This window comes from Sphingomonas sp. Leaf198 (assembly GCF_001424005.1).
Classification (GTDB): Bacteria; Pseudomonadota; Alphaproteobacteria; order Sphingomonadales; family Sphingomonadaceae; genus Sphingomonas.
This window is the reverse complement of sequence record NZ_LMPX01000003.1, coordinates 351,220-372,153: the sequence shown is the minus strand read 5'-3', so window position 1 is coordinate 372,153 and position 20,934 is coordinate 351,220. Positions and strand designations below refer to the sequence as shown.

The 20,934-nt window shown below is 66.2% G+C and carries 13 protein-coding genes; 4 read left to right on the top strand and 9 right to left on the bottom strand.

The window, feature by feature from the left end; translation table 11 throughout:
* The first annotated feature begins 177 nt into the window (after positions 1 to 177).
* Both ASG20_RS14320 and ASG20_RS14315 read left to right on the top strand, forming a co-directional pair.
* The gene (locus ASG20_RS14320) at positions 178 to 1,566 is read left to right on the top strand and encodes an exopolysaccharide biosynthesis polyprenyl glycosylphosphotransferase (protein ID WP_056054069.1); all 1,389 of its coding nucleotides are present in this window, start codon (positions 178 to 180) and stop codon (positions 1,564 to 1,566) included.
* Between the two features lie 52 nt (positions 1,567 to 1,618).
* Positions 1,619 to 3,022, top strand: coding sequence for a cellulase family glycosylhydrolase (locus tag ASG20_RS14315; protein WP_156364350.1), 1,404 nt, complete (start codon positions 1,619 to 1,621; stop codon positions 3,020 to 3,022).
* Positions 3,023 to 3,103: 81 nt separating this feature from the next.
* Here ASG20_RS14315 and ASG20_RS14310 read toward each other — a convergent pair whose 3' ends face one another.
* The 5 genes from ASG20_RS14310 to ASG20_RS14290 all read right to left on the bottom strand — a co-directional run bounded on the left by ASG20_RS14310 (position 3,104) and on the right by ASG20_RS14290 (position 8,003).
* Complete coding sequence (locus ASG20_RS14310) at positions 3,104 to 3,571, bottom strand: PilZ domain-containing protein (protein WP_168371637.1); 468 nt, start codon at positions 3,569 to 3,571, stop codon at positions 3,104 to 3,106.
* Between the two features lie 125 nt (positions 3,572 to 3,696).
* Positions 3,697 to 4,845: an acyltransferase family protein gene (locus tag ASG20_RS14305; RefSeq protein WP_056054062.1), complete on the bottom strand. Its 1,149-nt coding sequence runs from the start codon at positions 4,843 to 4,845 to the stop codon at positions 3,697 to 3,699.
* 31 nt (positions 4,846 to 4,876) lie between these two features.
* On the bottom strand, positions 4,877 to 6,115 hold the full coding sequence (locus ASG20_RS14300; RefSeq protein ID WP_056054058.1) for a glycosyltransferase: 1,239 nt from the start codon (positions 6,113 to 6,115) through the stop codon (positions 4,877 to 4,879).
* A complete protein-coding gene (locus ASG20_RS19800; protein ID WP_056054056.1) occupies positions 6,112 to 6,690 on the bottom strand; it encodes a serine O-acetyltransferase in 579 nt (192 codons plus the stop codon). Before ASG20_RS19800 ends, ASG20_RS14300 begins: the two co-directional genes overlap by 4 nt.
* The gene (locus ASG20_RS14290) at positions 6,687 to 8,003 is read right to left on the bottom strand and encodes a lipopolysaccharide biosynthesis protein (RefSeq protein ID WP_156364348.1); all 1,317 of its coding nucleotides are present in this window, start codon (positions 8,001 to 8,003) and stop codon (positions 6,687 to 6,689) included. The genes ASG20_RS19800 and ASG20_RS14290 overlap by 4 nt, the downstream gene beginning before the upstream one ends.
* A gap of 285 nt (positions 8,004 to 8,288) precedes the next feature.
* Here ASG20_RS14290 and ASG20_RS14285 point away from each other — a divergent pair, with 285 nt between their 5' ends.
* Together ASG20_RS14285 and ASG20_RS14280 are read left to right on the top strand one after the other, a co-directional pair.
* Positions 8,289 to 9,425, top strand: a complete 1,137-nt coding sequence (locus ASG20_RS14285; protein ID WP_056054050.1) for an acyltransferase family protein — start codon at positions 8,289 to 8,291, stop codon at positions 9,423 to 9,425.
* The gene (locus ASG20_RS14280) at positions 9,425 to 10,756 is read left to right on the top strand and encodes a hypothetical protein (protein ID WP_056054049.1); all 1,332 of its coding nucleotides are present in this window, start codon (positions 9,425 to 9,427) and stop codon (positions 10,754 to 10,756) included. The genes ASG20_RS14285 and ASG20_RS14280 overlap by 1 nt, the downstream gene beginning before the upstream one ends.
* Here ASG20_RS14280 and ASG20_RS14275 read toward each other — a convergent pair.
* The 4 genes from ASG20_RS14275 to ASG20_RS14260 form a co-directional block, all read right to left on the bottom strand.
* Positions 10,749 to 11,813 (bottom strand): acyltransferase family protein, encoded by a 1,065-nt coding sequence (locus ASG20_RS14275; protein ID WP_168371636.1) that lies wholly within the window; start codon positions 11,811 to 11,813, stop codon positions 10,749 to 10,751. The two genes, ASG20_RS14280 and ASG20_RS14275, sit on opposite strands and share 8 nt — an antisense overlap.
* 184 nt (positions 11,814 to 11,997) lie before the next feature.
* A complete protein-coding gene (locus tag ASG20_RS14270; protein ID WP_056054043.1) occupies positions 11,998 to 13,389 on the bottom strand; it encodes an HlyD family type I secretion periplasmic adaptor subunit in 1,392 nt (463 codons plus the stop codon).
* Entirely contained in the window at positions 13,386 to 15,521 is a 2,136-nt protein-coding gene (locus ASG20_RS14265; protein ID WP_056054041.1) for a type I secretion system permease/ATPase, read from the bottom strand. The genes ASG20_RS14270 and ASG20_RS14265 overlap by 4 nt, the downstream gene beginning before the upstream one ends.
* A gap of 184 nt (positions 15,522 to 15,705) precedes the next feature.
* The gene (locus tag ASG20_RS14260) at positions 15,706 to 20,814 is read right to left on the bottom strand and encodes a hypothetical protein (protein WP_156364346.1); all 5,109 of its coding nucleotides are present in this window, start codon (positions 20,812 to 20,814) and stop codon (positions 15,706 to 15,708) included.
* Between the last annotated feature and the right edge of the window lie 120 nt (positions 20,815 to 20,934).

Genomic DNA, 20,934 nt, shown 5'->3' with positions numbered 1-20,934 from the left:
TGCGCCGCCATGGGTGGCCATCTAAACTGATTCGAGTGTTTCGTTCAGGTTAGATCCTGCATCGTAAGGTTATATCGCCGTGATTGCTCCACGATGGCCCACCCGCTATCACTGTTGCAGCGCAGCGAAAACCGGTCGGGTGGCCAGGGGCCGATTTTCTAAGGATAAAGTCACGCGATGGAAGTAGCCATGGACCATCTCGGCGAAGTTTCGTTGGCCGGCGCCCTCCACCGACGGAACCTGCGCCTGCGGCTATATTGCCTGTTGATCGCGACCGACCTGTTCGCGATCGCGATCGGATTCGCGATCGGCAGCTTCGTCCGCGGCGACAATTGGCTGTCGCTGAGTGGGATCGATCTCGCCTATCCGGTCCTGCCGATCTATTTCCTTATCGCCTTCAACAACAAGGCATATTCCCGGCCCGCGATCACCAGCGGCACCGAATCGATGATGCGCGCGATCGTGCCGCTGGCGATCACCGGGTTCGCGCTGCTGACGCTGATCTTCTTCGTTCAGGCGGGCAACGACATCTCCCGCGTCGCATTCGCGATCGGTTTCGGCGGCACGACGATCCTGATGGCGACGTTCCGGATGATCATCGTCATCGTCGTCCGCCGCACGGTCGCGCCGAAGCTGGTCGCCGAACTGCTGATCGTTGACGACGTGCCGCGCGCGCAATGGCACGAGCCGAAGCTCTGCGACACGATCTTCGCCGGCGAGGCCGGAATCGAGCCCGACATGGGCAATCCGCACATGCTCAATCGATTCGGCCAGATGGTCAGCAAGTACGAGCGGGTCGTGGTGCACTGCCCGGTCGATCGCCAGCTCGACTGGTCGCTGCTCCTGCGCGGCGCCAATGTCGATGGCGAGATCCTGTCGGCCGGTTTCGGCAAGCTGGGCGTGCTGGGCCTGCAGAACTTCAAGGGCCGCCAGACGCTGCTCGTCGCACGCGGGCCGCTGAGCTATACCGACATGGCCAAGAAGCGCGCGCTCGACATCATCGTGACGCTGATCGTGCTGATCGCGATTTCTCCGGCACTCGTGCTGATCGCGCTCGCGGTGAAGCTCGATTCGCCCGGCCCCGTGCTGTTCCGGCAGGAGCGGATCGGGCGCGGCAACCGCATCTTCAACATCCTGAAGTTCCGCTCGATGCGCGTCGAAAGCCTCGATGCGAAGGGCGCAACGTCGACGCAGCGCGACGACAAGCGCATCACCCGCGTCGGCGCGTTCATCCGCAAGACCAGCCTCGACGAGATTCCGCAGTTCCTGAACGTCCTGCTCGGCGACATGAGCCTGGTCGGGCCGCGCCCGCACGCGCTCGGCTCGCTCGCGGGCAACCAGCTGTTCTGGGAAGTCGACCGCGAATATTGGCATCGCCACGCGCTGAAGCCGGGAATCACCGGCCTCGCACAGGTTCGTGGTTTTCGCGGCGCGACCCATCGCGACGTCGATCTCAAGAACCGGCTGCAGGCCGATCTCGAATATCTCCATGACTGGAGCCTGATGCGCGACGTCAAGATCCTGTTCCGGACGATGACCGTTCTCGTCCACAGCAACGCCTATTGAGCCCGCGCCGCGGGGGCGGTAGGGCGCGATTCCGGGGGTTGAGGAGAAGCCAATGCCATCTATTCGATCCCCGAAATCCCGCCTGACGGCCGGGAAGATCGTGGCCCGTGCCGGGCTGGCGCTGGCCGGCCTGGTCGGGGGTGCCGTCGCGCTCGCCTCGATGGCGCCGATGCCGTCGTCGTCGCCCGGCCCGTTGCGGCCGCTGCCCGATGGACCGCTGACGCCACGCGCCGCGCCGTTGATCATCGGCGTCGGCGTGCATTTCGGGATCGGCGGCGAATATGGCTATGATCCCGCCCGGACCGCGCAAGCGATCGACACGGTCGGTGCCTCGTCGTTCCGCGACGATCTGACCTGGCCCGGCTTCAAGGGTGCGGGCATGAACGCGCCGGGCAGCATGCGGCCTCGCCTGGCGGCGTTCCTGGCCGCGACCAAGGCGCGGCCGCTGTTCATCCTCGATCATCCCAATCCGGCGATCGGCGGCGACGGCGTGCCGGTTACCGATGCGGGTCGTGCGGCGTTTGCGAACTTTGCCGGCGAGGCCGCGCGCCAGACCGCGGGGCGACGCCCGATCTACGAGATCTGGAACGAGTGGAACCTCAACGCCGCGCCAGCGATGGGCAAGCTGATCGGACGCGCCGCGCCCGGCGATCCGCGCGGCGGCGACGCCTATGCCCGACTGGCGGCCAAGGCGACCGCCGCGATTCGCGCGAGCCAGCCGAACGCCACCGTCCTGGCGGGTGCGGCGGGGACGGATGACGGGTGGCAGTGGGTGCACGCGGTAGCCGGCGGCGGCGGGCTGAAGGGCGCCGACGGCCTGTCGGTACATTATTATAACCACTGCGAACGCCCCGATAACCGGACTGCCGCCGAAGCGATCACGCGGATGCAGGCGCTCGCCACGAAAATGCGGATTCGCGGCGGTCGGGCGATGCCGATCTACGTCACCGAGATCGGCTGGCCGACCACGCAGGGCGGGCCATGCGATATAGCGCGCAACGATTCGGGCAATAACATCGCCCAGTTCCTGCTGTGGTCCGCGGCGACGCCGTGGATGCGCGGCGTCTGGATCTATCAGTTGAAGGACCAGGCCCAGGACCCCGCTGACAACGAGGCCAATTTTGGGCTGTTCACCTACGATTACAAACCCAAGCCCGCCGCCTGCATGATGCGCGATGTCAGCCGCTTGATCGGCCGCGCGAAAAGCTGGCGGATCGATCGGCCGCAGCCCGGTCTGACCGTGGCGAGGATGAGCGACGGGCAGTCGCGCACGCTGATCGCGTGGACGGATCGTGCCGCTCAGAAGGCCGAGCTGCAAATCGGCGACGCGCCGACGCCCTACCGGCCGATCTGTTCGCCCGCCGGCCCGCGCGACACGACGATCCCGGTCGGGTCGCGGCCTGTCGTGGTGTCGCTGTCGGGCAGCGGTGCGGGAATACGCTACCGCATGTTGTAGACGCACAAAAAAAAAAGCTGGCCGCCTCCCTCCTGCGCGTGGAGGGGGCGGCCAGCGCAAATCTCCGAAGCTAGCGGACTGTCAGCCCAGCAGACGCTCGACCACCAAAGTGATCGCGGTCCATCCTGCCAGGCTGATCACGCCGAGCAGCAGCAACCGCCCGCGCGGCTGCCATTTGAACGTGGCGGGCGCACGGATCGCGCCGGTGATGGTGTTCAGACCATAAACATTGTCGGTCATCGCCGCGGTGATGCTGCCGGCGGGGAGCGGCAGGTCGAACTGGCAACCATAGTCGCGTGCGCCGGCCCAGGTGATCTGCGCCTCGCGCTGGCCTACGCCGGGAATACCGACCACGACACTCTGATCGAGCAGCAACGGCAGTACCGATTCGATCCGGCACCCGTCGCGGTTGAGATCGGCGATCCGGATCTCGCGCGACGTCGTCTCGTCATGCAAGCGCAACGTACCGGTACGCGCCAACGCCACTCGCGTGTCGGCGCGACGTTCGGCTGGATCCGCGAAAAATGCTGCGTTGTGTACCGTTGCCACCATCTGTTCCCTAGTGCGGGCGAAACCCTGAACCCTCGCTCTATCTAGGTGGCATGCAATGAAAAATTGCTGTTATTCTATAGTTTCTTCGATCTTAACTAATATTTGTTTTGCTCCGAAGATTATTACAAAACGATCCGGGCTTTGGACGGCGACCCGACGCCGAGCAGCCTGCCGAATGCGCGCTGGAACACACGCTTGCGACGCTCCGACACTTCGGCGATTAGTAGCGCCAGGACCACTGCGGCGACGATTGCCACCGGGCCACCAAGCGCACTCGCGCGCAGCTTCGGGAAGACCGATGCCAGCATGAGGAAGAACGGCTGGTGGACGAGGTACAACGTGAAGCTTGCCCCGGCCAGCCAGCGGATCGCGCGGGCGATGCCGGCGGGGAAGATCGTCCGCCCTTCGGTCGCGCGCCGGAACGCGATGATGTTGACGGTGATCAGCCCGCCGACGAGCGCGAAATAGACGAAGCTCTTCGCCAACTGCGCCAGGTCGGCTTGGTCGTACATCGGCCACGCCCAATGCTCCAACGTCCGCTTGACGACGAAATAGGCGAGCAACGTCGCGACGAACGCGGCAAGCGCCAGCCGCTTCGGCATCGTCACGCGGCCGGCGCGAACATGGCGGTAGGCGAGCAGCCCGAACAGCCAGATCGGCATGTACGCGACGACCTTCGGTCCGAACGCGAGCATCAACAGGACGCCGATCACCGCGCCCCGCACGCGCCCGAGATAGAAGAACGCGGCGAAGATGACGTAATAGGCGGCTTCGAAACCGAGCGACCAATAGGGCTCGTTGCTGCCGAACACGCGGTGGCTGAACCAGAGTTCGTTGGTGAAGGTCAGCGCGAACGGCAAGTTGGTGAAGTAGGCGGGATCGTAGAACGGGTGATCGGTGAGCGGTACCACGCCATATCGCTGCGTGATCATGTCGCAGACGAACCCCGCCAGCAGCGCGATCAGGCACACCGAATAGAGCCGCGACAGACGCGCGGTCGCATAGGCGCGCAGGCTGTGCTCCTTCTCCTCGGCGACGAAGGCGATGACGAACCCCGACAGCACGAAGAACACCGCGACCGCTTCGCCGGTGTGGCCCGAAATGAACCCGGGCAGCCGGGGCATGACGAAATGCCGGGCATGGCCGAGCACCACCTCGAATGCCGCGACGAGGCGCAGCAGATCGAGATAGATCGACAAATTGGGATCGAGCACCCTGACCTTCGTCCCGAAAGGACCGGTCGGTTCTGCGTGCGTCTGCGGCTCGCTCACGATGCCCGCTCCTTATCCGTCTTGGGCGCCATCATCCGGCCCGTCCTGCGCGTGCTCCGATCAGCGTATCGACCAGGGCGCCCTCACGCTGCCGGCTGTGCGCGGCCCAGCGCTCGCGGACGTGCGTCCGCGCCGCCTCGACCGCTGCAGGGTCCTGCGCGAGCCCGAGGATGTGGCGGGCGGCGGTTTCGGGCTGATCAAGGTCGAGCAACGCGGGCACGCCCATGAATTCGAAACCCTGGAGCGACAGCGGCGTCGCCATCACCGGCGCGCCCGCGGCGAAAGCCTCGAGCATCTTGATCTTCAGCCCGCTGCCGTGAACGACCGGGCTCAGCATGCACAGGCACGCGCCGAGCAACCGCTCCATCTCGTCGTCGGCGACGAAGCCCAATGTTTCGACATTGGCGGCGGGGGTGCCGATATGCTCGCGCGTGCCCTTGCCGATGAACGTCACGATCGCGGCGGCGTCGAGCGCCAGCAGCGCGGGCGCGAGCGACCGCGTGATCCAGTCGATCGCGGCGCGATTGGGCGGGAAGCCGGGACTGCCGATGAACAGGACGCGGCGGTGGTCGACGTCGTTGGATGCCGGCGCGATGGCCTTTACCGCAGAAACCGGCGCGCGCTCGATCACCGGGCACAGCGCGACGCCCTTCGCGCCGGTCAGCCCGCGATAGTGGCGCGCGTCGCTGTCGGAGATGAACACGGTCTGCGCCGCACGCCGCAGCAGCAGCGCCTCGATCAGCCACGCCTGCACCGCCTCAACGCGGAGGAACGCCGCCGCCGCGCGCGATTTCCGCAGCCGCGCGCCATCGACCAGCGTGTCCGGCGTAACGTTGTGCGCGATGAAGACGAAGGGCGTGCGCCCCAGCACGAGCCGCCACAGCGAGACGTTCGCGAGCGTCTGGATATGGTCGACCACGATCAGATCGGGTTTCGCCGCCAGTCCCGCGCGGATCGCACGTCGCGCCGGAGTCGAGACGAAGCCGATGCTCATCAGCAGCTTACCCGACAACAGATGCGCCAGCTTGCGCGCCTTGGACGGAGTCTTCGTATCCGCCCGGTAGCCGGCGACGCCGCCGAACGCGGGCGCCGGGGTATCGGCGGGCAACGTCGTGAAGACGCCGGTCAGGTCGATCGCGGGTGAGGCGGCGAGTTCGGCGATGTGCGCGCGTGCGACGACATCCATGCCCGAGCGCGGATCGACCGGATCGCCGGCACCGATATAGAAGACCCGCAGCGCTCGGCGACCGGACGCCGCAGTCTCCGTCATCGCGCGCCGCCGAGGATGCGCGCCGGCGATCCGGCAGCGACCGCGCCCGCGGGCACGTCCTTCAGCACCACCGAGTTCGCGCCGATCTTGGCACCGCGACCAATCGTGATCGGGCCGAGGATCGTCGCGCCTGCGCCGATCTCGACATCGTCGCCGATGATCGGTCCGCGCGGTGCATCGTCGCCGCGCTTGCCGATCGTGACGCATTGCAGGACCGCGACGTTGCGGCCGAGCGTGCAGTCGCCGAGCACGATCGCATAGGGGTGCGGCATGTAACAGCCCGGGCCGACCGTCGCGATCGCGGCGATCTCGGATCCCGATCGCCGACACGTCCGCGCCCAATAGAGCCGCGCGACGACCCGTCCGACCACCGGCAGCGACGCGAGCAGGCGCTGGATCCGGTGCTGCAGGATGAAGCGGAAGCCCGGCAGGAACAGCCACGCATAGACTAGGAACGCACCGCCCGGCCGCTGCCCGCCGACCTTGGCGACGCGCACCAGATCGCCGCGAAGATGCTCGGCGAACGTAGCCCAGGCAGGGGGCTTGCGCGTGTCGGTCATCGGCGTATCGGTCATGGGCGGGGCATCTCCGTTGCCGAGCCGCCCCCCGTTTCGGAGAAAGGCTCGGGCTGCTTCATCTTCCGGAGCACATGCCGCAGATAGAGCAAACGGACGATGAACAGCGTGCTGGCGGTGGCCGCGGCCGACAGCCCCGCCCCGATCAGCCCGAAGAAATACATGAACCCGGTGCCGAACGCGATCGCGACGATCACGCCTGCGACGTTGTTGACCGCGTACATCCGGTCGCGCCCCATGCTGGTGATCGACACGTTGAGCAGGTCCGACCCCGAACGGATCGTCGCCGCTAGCAGCATGATCGCGAGCAGCACGCGAAACACCGGGAAGCGCCCCGCCGGCGCGAAGTAGAAGATCATCTCGGTCGCGAGGAAGATGCCGACGCTGAACACCGCGGCGAAGGTCATCGTCTTCATCATCTGGCGGCGCAGTTCGGCCTGCCACTCGACCGGATCACCGCCGCGGAACGCGCGCACCATCCGCGGCAGCGCGAGCTGCACGACGGCGGTCGAGATCAGGGTCTGGAGCGCATTGGTGATCGAGAAATAGAAGCTGTAGATACCCGTCGCGACCAGCCCGAGCAGCGCGTTCAGGATGAAGCGATCAGCATAGCCCAGCCCGACGATGCCGAGGTCGCTGAAATAGATGTACCAGGCGCGGCGGGCCCGCGTGACGAGCACGCTCAGCTTCTTCTCCTCGCGCAGGCTCGCCTTCATCGGCCAGCGACGCAGATAGACGAACAGCATCGCGATCGCGAGCACATGACTGAGAATCCAGCCGATAAAGATCATGTCGAGCGTCTTCAGCGTCGGCAGCGCGAACCCGATCGCGACGACGATCGGGATCCACAAGGCCGAGCGGACGAACACGAGGACATTGGCGAACAGCGCAAGTTCGAGCCCGATCATCGGCATGTAGATGTCGAGCGCGACCGTCTCGAGCCACAGGAGGATCAGGATCAGCACCTGCGTCTGCGTGATCCCGCCGGTCTGCCAGACCAGCACCGGCACCGCGATCAGCGTGCCCGCGAGCAACGACGCGAAGGTGATGATCAACCGGTCGCGGATCAGCGGCGCGGCGGTCGCGGGGGTATGCCCGACCACTTCGCGCGACACGAAATAGTTCAGGCCCCAGCCGACCGTCGCGGGGACGATGCCGATCGCACCGATCGCCAGGCCATAGACGCCCGCCGCCGCCAGACCGAGCTGGCTGACGATGTAAAAGGACAGCGCGAATCGAAGGAACAGCGTCGAGCCACGCAGAACCATGTTCGGCGCGCCACCGCGGATCAATCGTGTCAGTAAGACAGACATGACGAGGGCGGTCTCTCCGCTAGGACATCGGCACAGAACCCGATCGCCGGCCGACTGCCGGGTCATACTGCACTACAGCATGCCACTAGGCGATTTCGGTCCCGCACGTCCACCCACGCCGATCCCACCCGACCCTACTCGCGACCGGCGGACCGCGAAAAACGATCGGTTCGGGCGGCCAACCTGCCTCGTTTCGGGGCGTGCTGCACCGCACCGTAATTTTCCGCAATTGACGTTGCAGAGTGCATTCAGCAGTGAGTAGATTCCCAACCTAAGGTTTTCCCGATGCGTCTAGGCCGGATAGACAGCCTCCAGATCCTGCGTTTCCTAGCGGCCTTTCTCGTACTCTGCGGGCACAGCCAGCACGCGCTGGTCGATCATCTCGGCGCACGCGCCGGATACTGGAGCTTCGTTCCGCTCGACTGGGGACTGGGCGTCGACGTCTTCTTCGTGATCTCGGGCTTCGTGATGTACTACATGATGCACGACCGGTTCGGGAAGGCAGGCGCCGCCGCCGACTTTCTGCGCCGCCGTCTGATCCGGGTCGCGCCACTCTACTGGGTTTTCACCACGCTTGCGCTGGTCGTACTGGTCGCGACCGGCGCGCCGCGACCGGGCGCGCTGAACATCGTGTTCTCGTACCTGTTCCTGCCCGGACCGGTGTGCGGCGACTATTGTTTTCCGGTGTTCACGCTTGGCTGGACGCTGAACTACGAAATGATGTTCTACGCCGTGTTCGCGGTCGCGCTGCCGTTCCGCCGCGCCACCGGCATCGCGATCATCGTCGCCGCGATCCTCGGGCTGATGGCCATCGCGCATCTCGCCCCGGCCGACTGGCGGATGCTGCATTTCTGGGGCTATCCGCTGACCGGTGAGTTCCTCGCGGGGATCGGGCTCGCGCACCTGTTCCTGAAGGGCGTCCGCATTCCCCGCCCGATCGCGCTCGCGACGATCCCGTTCGCGCTAGTGCTCGCGGTGATCGGGTATCAGACCGACGCCTACGACACGATCGGCCGGATCGTCACCGGCGGTATCCCCGCCACGCTGATCATGGCGGCGGCCGTCCTCGGGCTGGAGCCGGTCGGCGGACGCCAGGTCGCCCCCACCGGCCTGACCCGTCTGCTGGTCGCGGGTGGCGACGCGTCCTACGCGCTGTACCTGTCGCATCCGATCGCGATCAAGCTGGCCCAGGTGATCGCGCAGAAGCTCGGCATCCTGGACCGCGCACCGGAACTGCTGCTGCCGCTCGTGTTCGTCGGCGCGGTGATCGGCGCGGTCATCGTCCACCGCTTCATCGAAAAGCCGATGCTCGCCTTTCTCAGCCGCCGCTGGAGTCGCTTCGGCAGCACTGGTATGGGCGACGGCCAGCCCGCGCCCGGCCGCGCCGGCGTCATCGTCACTGAAGAACCGGAAACTCGCTGATGGCTACCACGATCGATGCATTTCCCGCCCGGACGACGGTCCAGCGGAACTGGTCGACGAGCATGAACCAGGAACTGGCCAACAAGCTGCTGGCCGGTCTGTTCCTGATGTTCGCGTTTCGCGATACGCTGACCGCGGTGCTGCGCTGGGCGCTCGCGCTGACGCATCTGTCGCCGGTGTGGTTCATCCCCGACCTGCTCTCGATCGGCGCCTTCGGCTATTTCGCCTGGCATATCGCGTTTCGAGACCGCTCGCCCTTCGCCATTCTGCTGGTCCTGAACACGATCACCGCGGCGATGGTCGGCTATGTCTTCATGTCCGAATCGCCGTTTGCGCTGATCTCGTCGCTCAAGCTGTTCTTTCCGTTCTACGTAGGTCTGGCGCTCTGCGGCAGCGACATCACGCAGTACAAGTTCGTGCGGTATATGATGATCGGGCTGATGATCGCCTCGATCGTCGGCCTGATCGCCGCGCCCTATTTCGATTATCCGTGGACGGGCGCGGAGTTCGAGAATTTCGGCAACAGCAAGGAAGTCGGCCGGGTCTGGTGGATCGACGGCGTCGTGCGGTACGGCGGACTGGCCGGCGACAGCACGATGGCCGCGTACATGGTCGTCTTTCCGTATCTGATGCTGTTCCACCGGATTCCCAAGTGGCTCAATCTGGCGTTGTGGCCGGTCATCTATTGGGCGATCCATATCAGCACCAGCCGGTCGGCGATGCTGGTCGCGGTGTGCTTCGCGCTCTATTATCTCGCTACCGAGATCCTGATGCCGTCGTTGAAGAAATACGACATCGAGCGCAACCTCGCCAAATGGTCGTTCCTGTGCGTCCCGATTCCGTTCGTACTGATCGCGGTTCTCGGCGGCGTCGACCTGTCCGAGATGAGTTCGTCCCTGTTCAGTCTCCAGGACCGAATCAACAACAGCTGGCAGCTGCCCTTCACCTACCTGTCGGATCTCTTTCCTGCCGGCCTGTTCGTCGGCTGCGGGCTCGGCTGCTTCTCCTATCCGATGGGCTATACGGATATGGCGGGATACACCGTACCGGTCGATAATTTCTATCTCAGCACGTACCTGATGATGGGGGTCCCGTGGCTGGTCTTCATGGTGGGCATGGCGATCGCGCCGTTCCGTACCAAGATCCGGTCGAAGCTGGTGATGATCTTCATCCTCAACATCTACACGATCACGGTGCAGTGCTACGGTCCGTCGTTCGCGACGATCTCGATCGGCTATGCATTTTCGGACATGTTCCTGCGCGGCAAGCCCTGGCAGCGGCGCGCGCGCCGCTCGGCCGAAACCGATGCCAACGCCGCGGTCGCTACCTGATCGGTGACGGGGCCGGCCGGTGTCGCTTGAACGGCGACTTGCCGGTCAGCGCGGCCCAGTCCGCCATGCCGAGCCGCTCGGCCAGCATGAAGACGGCGACCGGAACATACAGCCCGACGACCGTGCCGAACGCCAGATCGAGCGGAACGCTGCGCAGGTGCAGCGTCGCGAGAAGCCGCGGCGCCGCCGGCAGGAAAATGACGTGCATCAGGTAGATCGGCAGCGACACCATCCCGAGCCAGGCCAGATGACGACCGGCGCGCCCGGCGGGTGCCAGCGCACAGGCCAGCGTCATCATCAGCGACAGACCCAGCATCGACACCGGGATCGTCCACAGGCTGACCGCCACGACGTCACCACGCCGCCACAACGCCAGCGCGGCCGCAACGAACAGGATCGCGGCGACGGCGATGCCGATCGGCGAACGGATCGGATGCATCAGTTTGCGGCCATGCTGCGCCAGCCATAGGCCCGCCACGAAATACGGCGCGTGGACGATCATCTGCGGCACGACGTCGGTCGGCGGCGCGTCGGACAGAAACGTGAAGGCCAGCAATGCGAGGGCGGCGGCACCGGCGGCGACAGTGGCGCGCCCGGCGAACAGCAGGGCCGCCAATTGCATGAGCAGCAGCGCGTACAGGAACCAGAAGATGCCGATCGGGTGTGTCGCGATATGCAGCAGCGCATCGAGAGGGAGATCGCCGTTGACGTGGATGATCAGCCGCGCCGCCGTCATGCTCGCCCAGAACAGGGCCGACCACAGCACATAGGGATAGACGATCGCCCATCCCCGCGACCGGAGATAGTGTCCGGCCGCGACCTTGCGGATCGAGAAGAACGCGTTGTAGCCCGCGACCAGGAAGAACACCGGCATGTGCGTCGTGTAGATCGCGAAATCGATCGCCTGGAGCACGCGCAGCATAGCCGAGGCATCGGGATTCTTCATGACGCCACGCGCGTGATGGCCATAGACGACCAGCACGATCGCCAACCCGCGCAAGATATCGGCGGCGACGTCGCGCTCTCGCCGAACTACCGTTCCGGGCTTATCCGTCATCTGCATTCGTTCCGATCCGCCTCGCCCGTCGCATCCGAAGTCGATCGAAACGGACTGTGGGAAACCCGCGTTCGGTCGATGGACCAAGAGGCCTGGCCCGCGATATCGCGCCGCGGGCCCTCTAGGTCATCTTGCAGCATGGGCGCAAGATGATGCGGCACATCCGGTTCGGATGCGCCCACCCCTACCGCTCTCGCGCCGCTTCGGAGACATCGCGCGATACCGGGTCGAGCATGTAATCGAGCAGGCGGCGGCGACCGGTGCGGATATCCGCGGTCACCGCGAGGCCGGGGGTCAGGACCATCTGACGCCCGTCAGCGGTCACGGTGCGCTGATCCATCGCGATCCGCGCCATGTAATAGGACGGCCCCTTCTCGTCCTGCACCGCGTCGCGGCTGACCGAGACGATCCGGCCCGGCACGGTGCCGAACCGCGTGAACGGATACGCCTCGAGCTTGAGCGCGACCGGCTGGCCGGCGTGGACGAAGCCCGCATCGCGGTTGAGCAGCTTGGCCTCGACGGTCAGCTTGCCGTCGGGGACCACCACCATCAGCGTGCGGACCGGCTCGACGACGCCGCCGACGGTGTGGATCGCGAGCTGCTGGACGGTGCCGTCGACCGGCGCGACCAGCCGCTGCATCCGGCTCTGCTGGCTGGCCTTGGCGAGATCCTGGCGACGCTGCATCGCATCCGACTGCGCCTTGGCGAGATCGCCGAGCGCGGTCTGGCGCGCCTGTTCGCGCGAATGGTTGAGTTCCTCGCCGAACCGCTGCGCCTCCGACAGCCCGCGCGTGCGCTGTTGCGCGGCGACGTCGCGGCTGCCCATCTCGCTGTGCCGCTGGCGCTGCATGTCGAGAACACGAAGCCCGCTGGCATAGCCGCGCGCCGCCAGCGTCTCGATCGCCTTGACCTGGCGCTCCATCAGCGGCCGGTTGGCGTCGAGCGCGCGCATCTGGTCGCCCGCCCCTGCCGCATCGGCGAGCGCGGAGCGACGCGCGGCGGCGAGCCCGGCATCGGCGGCGCGGGCGCTGCCGAGTTGCGCCGCGACCAGCCTGCGCTGCGTGTCGAGCACGTCGGCGGGCGTGCCGGGCGGCGCCGTGAAGACGCCGCGCCCGCCGCTCAGCCCGTCGACGATCGCGGCGTTGCGCGCGACGTCGATCTCGGCGGTGAGCAGCGCCTGGCGCGCCTGCGCTTCGTCGGCGGAGGACAAGGTGGGATCGAGATCGACCAGCGGCTGGCCGCGCTTGACGACGTCGCCGTCATGCACCCAGATCCGCCGGACCAGCCCGCCGCTGACCGACTGGACCAGCTTGACGCTGTCGGCGGGGATCGTCCGCCCCTCGGCGGTCGCGACGATGTCGACATGGCCGAGCGTCAGCCACAGCCCACTCGCCGCCATCCCGCCGAGCAGCAGCCAGGCGGTGATCCGCGCGGTCGGCGACACCGGGCGCTCGATCACCTCGAGCGCGGCGGGCAGGAACGCGGTCTCGAGCGGGATGCGACGGTCGCGGCGCGTCGCGCGATCCTCGATCCAGGCGCGACGGACGAGCGACAGATGATGGGTGAGCGCGGTCATGAGGCGATTCCGTACAGGACGCCCATCTGGCGTCGGTAGAGGTCGGCATAGCGGCCGCCGTGGCTGAGCAGCTCGTCGTGCGAGCCCTGTTCGACCAGACGCCCCTTCTCGAGCGCGACGATGCGGTCGCACTGGCGGATCGCGGACAGCCGGTGGGCGATGATGATGACGGTGCGGCCGACCGCCATCTGCTTGAGGTTGGTCTGGATGATCTCCTCGCTCTCGGCATCGAGCGCGGAGGTCGCCTCGTCGAAGATCAGGATGCGCGGCTGCGTGACGAGCGCGCGGGCGATCGCGAGCCGCTGGCGCTGGCCACCCGACAGGTTGGCGCCGCGCTCCTCGATCATCGTGTCATAGCCTTGCGGCATCCGGCTGATGAACTCGTGCGCGCCCGCCATCTCGGCGGCGGCCATGACCTTGTCGATCGGCAGCGCGGGGTTGGCGAGCGCGATGTTCTCGCGCACCGTGCGGTTGAACAGCACGTTCTCCTGCAGCACGACGCCGATCTGTCGCCGCAGCCACGCCGGATCGATCTGCGCGACGTCGACGCCGTCGACCAGCACGCGGCCATTGGCGGGGACGTAGAGCCGCTGGAGCAGCTTGGTCAGCGTCGACTTGCCCGAGCCCGACGAGCCGACGATGCCGAGCGTCGAGCCGGCCGGGACGACCAGGTCGATGTCGTCGAGCGTCCACGGACCGTCGTCGGCATAGCGGAAGCGGACGTTCTCGAACGTCACGCTGCCGCGGATCGCGGGCAGCGCGGTCTGGCTGCCGGCACCCGGCTCGACACGGTGGTTGAGGACGTCGCCGAGCCGCTCGACCGCGATCCGGACCTGCTGGAACTCCTGCCAGAGCTGCGCCATGCGGATCACAGGCCCTGAGACGCGCTGTGCGAACATGTTGAACGCGACCAGCCCGCCGACGGTCAGGTCGTGCGCGATCACCGCCTGCGCGCCGAAATACAGGATCGCCGCCATGTTGAGCTTCGAGATCAGCTGGATCGCGTTGTTGCCGGTGTTGCCCAGATCGATGACGCGCTGGTTGGCGGCGGAATAGCCCGCGAGCCGGCGCTCCCATGCGTCCTGCCACTGCGGCTCGACCGCGGCGGCCTTGACCGTCTGGATCCCGGCGATGCTCTCGACCAGCAATGCGTTGTTGGCGGCACCCCGCTCGAACTTGTCGTCGAGGCGGCTGCGCAGCGGCCCCGTCACGAGCAGCGCGACCGCGAGATAGGCGGGGATCGCGAGCACCGCGACGAAGAACAGTTTGATCGAATACAGCGCCATCACCGCGAGGAAGACGACCGCGAACACCGGGTCGATCAGCACCGTCAGCGAGGCGTTGGTGAGGAATTCGCGGATCGTCTCGAGCTGGCGGACGCGCATCGCGGTGTCGCCGACGCGGCGCGATTCGAAATAGCTCAGCGGCAGTCGCAGCAGGTGCCGGAACAGCCGCGCGCCGAGCTCGACGTCGATTTTCTGGCTCGTTTCCGAATACAGGCGCGTGCGCAGCCAGCCGAACGCGGTTTCCCAGAACGACACCGCGACGAAGCCGATCGTCAGCACCGACAGCGTCGACAGCGTGCCGTGGACCAGCACCTTGTCGACCACGCTCTGGAAGAACAACGGCGCGGCGAGCCCGAGCAGGTTGAGCGCCAGCGTGATCAGCAACACCTCGCCGATCAGCCGGCGATAGCGGACGATCTGCGGGATGAACCAGGAGAAGTCGAACCCCTTGCTCGCCAGCGCCGCGCTCTCGCGCGTGGTGACGAGGACGAGCGTGCCCGACCACAGGGTCGCGAGCGTCGCGAGGTCGATCTTCTCGACCGGCTGGTGCGCGCGCTGGATCAGCACCTCGTCGCCCTGCATCCGGCCGATCAGGAACCAGCCCTCGGGCCCATCCGCCAGCGCCGGCAGCGGCAGGCGGGCGAGATCCTCGGGCTTGGCGGTCCGCGTCTTGGCGCGGACACCGTCGATGCCCCCCGCCAGCCGGACGAGCGCATCGGCGTCGAGCGAGTGGAAATGGCCGAGACCGTGCCGCAACTGATCGGAATCTACCGCAATGCGGTGGATCGCCAGCAGCGCGGTCAGCGCGACCAGCCCGCTATCGTCCTGGATCGCCTGATACTTCATGCGCCCGGCCGGCCCGCAGCAGGAACACGGACGACCGGCGCACGAGTGGCGGGAATACGGACTGGGGTCATAACATCTTCCACAAAACCGATTCGGTGTTGTTTATGGTTAAGCCCTAAATCCTAATCGGATGTTGCGGTGCGGCGCGCTTCACCGCTTAAACCGGTACGCGCGCCGCAAAGCGTCAGCCGAAGGCGTAAACCCCGCTGCTCGCCGAGGTCTGGACGAGCTTGTGTGCCGCCGCCCCGGTCAGCGTGATCGTCGCCCCCTGATCGTATTTCACGGTAAGGTCGCTACCCGAAATCTCCATCATCGGCTGATACCCCGATTTGGCGAACGCCGAGAGATCGAGCAGGTCGTGGCCCGCACCGAAGTCGGCGATCGTCGCCGAGGTGCCGAGTGTGACCAGGAAGCGATCGTTGCCACCGCCGCCCGCCACGGTCGCGCCGCTGCGATCGACGAGCAACAGTTCGTCCGCCACCGAGCCGGTGACCCCGCCCGCACCGCCGACCAGGATCGCGTCATAGCCACTTGCCGCGCTCCGGGCATCGGCGATCGCATGGCCCGCGGTGGCGAAGTTCTCGGTCGTCGCAACGCCCGCGGCGGTGGTCGTCGTACGCCCGGTCATGACGCCCGCGGTATAGGTGCGGGCAATGCTGCCCCCGCCGGTCAGCTCGGTCTTGCTCGCGTAGAGCTGATCCTTCGCGGTATCGAAGTTCATCGTCGTACGCCCGGCTGCATCGGTCACGACCTTGCCCTGCTCGCGCCCGGCGACGTCGAAATATTGCTGCGTCTGGCCGGTCGCGTCGCTCACCTCGGCATAGGCGCGGCTGCCGTCGGCGCGGGTGCGATCGACCGAGATCGTCTTGCCGGTCGCATCGGTCTTGATCACGCCGACCGCATAGTCGGAGCCTGCGGGCATATAGACGGTGTTGACCGCCGAGCCGTCCGGCGCCGTTACATAGCGGCGCGTGACTGCCCCCGACTGATCGTACAGCAGGGTCGTCCACTGCCCCGTCGCGGTAACGGTGACGTCCTTGGTGAGCAGCCCGGCGGAGTCGAACCCGCGACTGTGCGTGATGCCCCCGCCCTGTTCGGTGCGGGTCAGCAAATTGCCGGTCGCCGCGTCGTACTCGCTGGTCTGCGTCGTGTTCCCACTGACCGTCGCAGCCTGCGTCTTCCGCCCCTTCGCATCATAATAGGTCAGCGTGCGGGTGCCGTCGGGATCGCGCGTTTCGGTGTAGTCGAGCGTGCCGTCGCCATGCGTGCGCACGACCGAAACGACCGCGCCCTTCGCATCGACCTGCTGCGTCTGCGTGACGTAGGATTTGCCCGTGAGGTTATACAGCGTGTTCTCGGCGGTGCCGTCGGCGCGTTCGACGAAGTTGCTCGTCTGCTTGCCCGCCGCGTCATACAGGGTCGTGCTCCAGGTGCCCGCCGCATCGACGACGACGGCCGTCGTGCGGAGTCCGGCAGCGGTATAGGTGTCCGCGGTGCGTGATCCGTCGGTGTTGTACGCCTCGACGATCCTGCCGCCCGCCGCGAGTTGCGTACGACGGCTGGCGAGTTTCCCGTCGGTGTAGAGCGAGGTCGCGACGTCGCCATTGACCAGCTGGCCGATATCGCGGGTGATCAGCCCGGTGGTCGCATCGAACTGTTGCGTATGCGTTTCGCCACCGACCGCGATCGTCACCGACTGAACGAGCTTGCCGGTCGCGTCGTAGGTCTGGAGCAGACGCGATCCGTCGGCGGCATTCGCCTCCTGATACGCCGCGCTGCCATCGGCGTGGCTGCGCACCACCAGCGTGACCTTGCCCTTGGCGTCGAACACGCTGCGCTGGGTGGTCCAGGCCTGGCCGGTGATACCGAACAGCTGCGTTTCGCCGCTGCCGTCGGCGTTCTGGATATAGCGCCTCGACGCCGCACCCGTGGCGTCGAGCACCGTCGTGGTCCAGGTCCCGGCGGCATCGACCGTCACTTCGTTGGTCTTCTTGCCGGCGGCGTCATAGGTCATCGTCGAACGGCTGCCGTCGGGCAGGACCGAGACGATCTGTGCGACGATCCCGGCCTTGAAGCTGGTCGTGACCGTCCCGCCGGCCGCCGACTGAAACACGCGAGACACCAATGTCGCGCTCGCCGGATCATAGGTCAGTATCGTCCGCGTACCGTCCTTGGTCACGTCGCCCGTCGCCGTCGTCTCGGTCTGGCGGCGTCCCTGCGAGTCGTAGGCGGTCGTCACCCGCGAGGTGCCCTGGACGATATCGGTGGACACCAGCCGCCCACCGTCTGCGCTGCGGGTGAGCGACACCAGCTTGCCCGCCGCGTCGGCAACCTGGACTTCCGTCGTCCAGGCGAGCCCGGTCAGGCCATAGGCGCGGGTTTCGCTGCTGCCGTCCGGATTAGCCAGATAGACCTTCGTGACCGCCCCCGTCGTCGCGTCGTACAGCGTCGTGGTCTTGGTACCGTCGGTGGCGGTCTGCACCTGCGAGAGCTTCGCACCCGCGCTGTTATAGGTGTAGCTGACCTTGCCCTGATCGCTCGCGACCTCCTCGTTCGCCAGACCGCCGCCGCTGTAGGTCTGGTTGCTGATGATCGCGCCGTTGGCGGCCTGCTCGATGCGGCTCTTCAGTCCGCCGGTCGCCGTATCGTAGGTCGTGATCACCCGCGCGCCGCTGACCGCGGTGATGGTCTGGTTGAGCCTGTGCCCGGTGGCGTCATAGGCGATCGTCGTCCGGACCCCGTCGCTCGCATACGAGTCGGTATAATCGGGCGTGCCGTCGGCATGGCTGCGCACGACCGACACGACCTTGCCCGCCTTGTCGGTGGTCTGCGTCTCGGTGACGTAGGATTTGCCGGTGACGTTGTAGCTGGTGACGATGCTGCGACCGTCGGCATATTGCACATAGGTCCGCTGCGGCTTGCCCGTCGTCGCGTCGAAGACCTGCGTGGTGTAGGTCTTGGCGGTGTCGACATCGACCTGCCGCGTCTTCATCCCGGTCGTGTCGAAGGTTTCGGCCGTGCGGCTGGCATCGGCGCGGACCAGCGTGCGATCGGACATCACGCCTGCGACATAGTTGATCGTCGTCGTCGCGCCGGCCGACGTCTGCACGACGCTGGACGCCAGCTTGGCCGTGGTCGCGTCGTAGGTCAGCGAGGTCATCGTGCCGTCCGCCGCATTCGTGACCCTGGTCAGCAACTGACCCTTGGGTCCGAAGCTGCTCGAGACCTTGCCGCCATCGGCCAGGACCTGGGCGGTGGTCACCAGCGTGCCGTCGGCGCGCGACCGTTCGACCAGAGTCACCACGCCCTTGGCGTTCATCACCTGATGCTCGGTCGCATAGGCGAGGCCGGTCAGATTATAGCCATAGCTCTCGCTGCTGCCGTCGGGGCGCTGGACGAACTTGCGCGCGACCGCGCCGGTCGCGTCATATTGCAACGTCGTCCACACGTTGCCGGTGTCGACCTGCACTTCGCTGACCCGCGCGCCGGTCGCATCGAAGGTGTCGGTGATCCTGGCGCCGTTCGCCGCGATCGCCGTGTAGGTGGAGACGATCCCGTTCTTGTACACCGTCGCCGCACTGCTGCCGTCGATGTTGGTCACGGTCATCGTCGTCGGCTTGCCGGTCGTGATGTCGTAGCTAGTGACCGTGCGACCGAGTTTCGGATCGTTGACGATCGTCGCCGACAGCTTGCCGGTGGTGAAGCTCTGATCGCTGACCACGCCACCCGCGAATTCGGTGTGGATGTTAGAGACGACGCCGCCGACATAGCCGTAGTCGGCGGTCGACACGAGGACGCCCTTCGCGTCGAACGACTGGTCTTCCTTCCAGCCATCGCCGGTCTGCGTGACCAGGAACGAATAGCCGCCCGACACCTTCGCGAGCGTCGAACCGTAGTTCGCGATCATGTACCGCATCGTCGATACCGATGCGACGCTCAGCACCGCGCTGTCGCTCAACGCGATCGTCTGCAGCCCGGTCGACGCCGCCAGCTTGTCGATCTGCGCGACGAGGCCGTCGGCAGTCGTGCTCAACGCCGCCGGAATCGCCGTCGCCGTATCGGTATAGGCCGATTTCGACCCCACTTCGACGACCAGCGCGTGATCGCCGACCGCCAGCGTGATCTGGCTGACGTTGGTATAGGTCGCGATCGGCGTGCTGCCCTTCAGCGGATCATAGACGTAGACCGTCTTCTGCAGGCCGCCGAGATCGACCGTCACGGTCTTCGCCGCCAGCGTCGTTTCGGACTGGGTCGCGGTGTTCCACAGATTGGCGTCGCGCCACAGCAGGATGTCGTAGGCACCATTGGCCTTGGTCAGCGTCATCGAATGGCCGTCCGCGGGCATGCCACTCAGCGAATAGGCGGTCGCGGCAGACGCGGCCGTGCCGGTGCCGGCATCGACATAGGACAGCAGGCTGGTCAGGTTGTGGACCGCGGTCGCCGCCATCTTGGGCGTCCCATCCGCGTTGAACAGGCCGAAGTGGAATTCCTTTTCCGCACCGCTCGGATCGAGGCTGCTGTCGAACAGCTCGTACAGGAAGGTCTGGCTCGATCCGTTCTCGAACGCGGTGAGCAGCGCATTGACCGTCAGCTTGGCCTGCGCACTTTCGTTGACGCCGAGGCCGGGGTCGCTCGACAACGTGGTATAACCGGTTTCGGTGATGACCACCTTGTCGCCCTTCGACGCCGCGCCCGCGCGCGCCATCGACGCCTCCATGACCTTGTCGGAGGTGCTGCCCGACGCGGTATAGGCATGCGCGTTGGCATAATCGGAATACGCGCCGAGATCGCCGATCGCCGCATAGGCCGACGGGCTTTCCAGCGCGACCGACAGGTTGATGACCGACACGCCGGACAGGCCGGTGCTGCCCTTGACCGCGGTATACAGCGCCTTCTGGTAATCGACCGCTGCCGCCAGCGATCCGCTGCCGTTATAGCTGAACGGCTGCGTGTTGACCTCGTTCAAGCCCTCGACCGCGACGATGCTGCCGGCATGCCGTGTTTGGAAATCCGCCAGCGTCGCGACATAGCTCGCCAACCCCGACGCCCCCGTCGCGGGCAGCGCCGACGACGTGACGAAGTCGAATTTGACGCCCGCCGCCGCCATCGCGTTGACGACGGCGTTACCGATCCCGGACCCGGGCAACGTGTCGCGCACGGTGCCGATGCCGAGATAATTCAGGCTGTTGATCGTCAAGCTCGCATTGCCGTACGCGTTGTTGGCGTTCCCGGAATGCGCGTTGACGCCCAGCGTGGACAGGAAGGATGTAGCGGAAGCGGGTGTGGTGGGCACGGTTTGCATCTCCATGACGTCACTCGTGCAATCGCAGAAAGTCCTGCAACCAACCCTAAGCAAGGCCGTTAAATTCCGATTAACCGTATTATATTTACAAAAACGTTTCGCGCTGCAGCA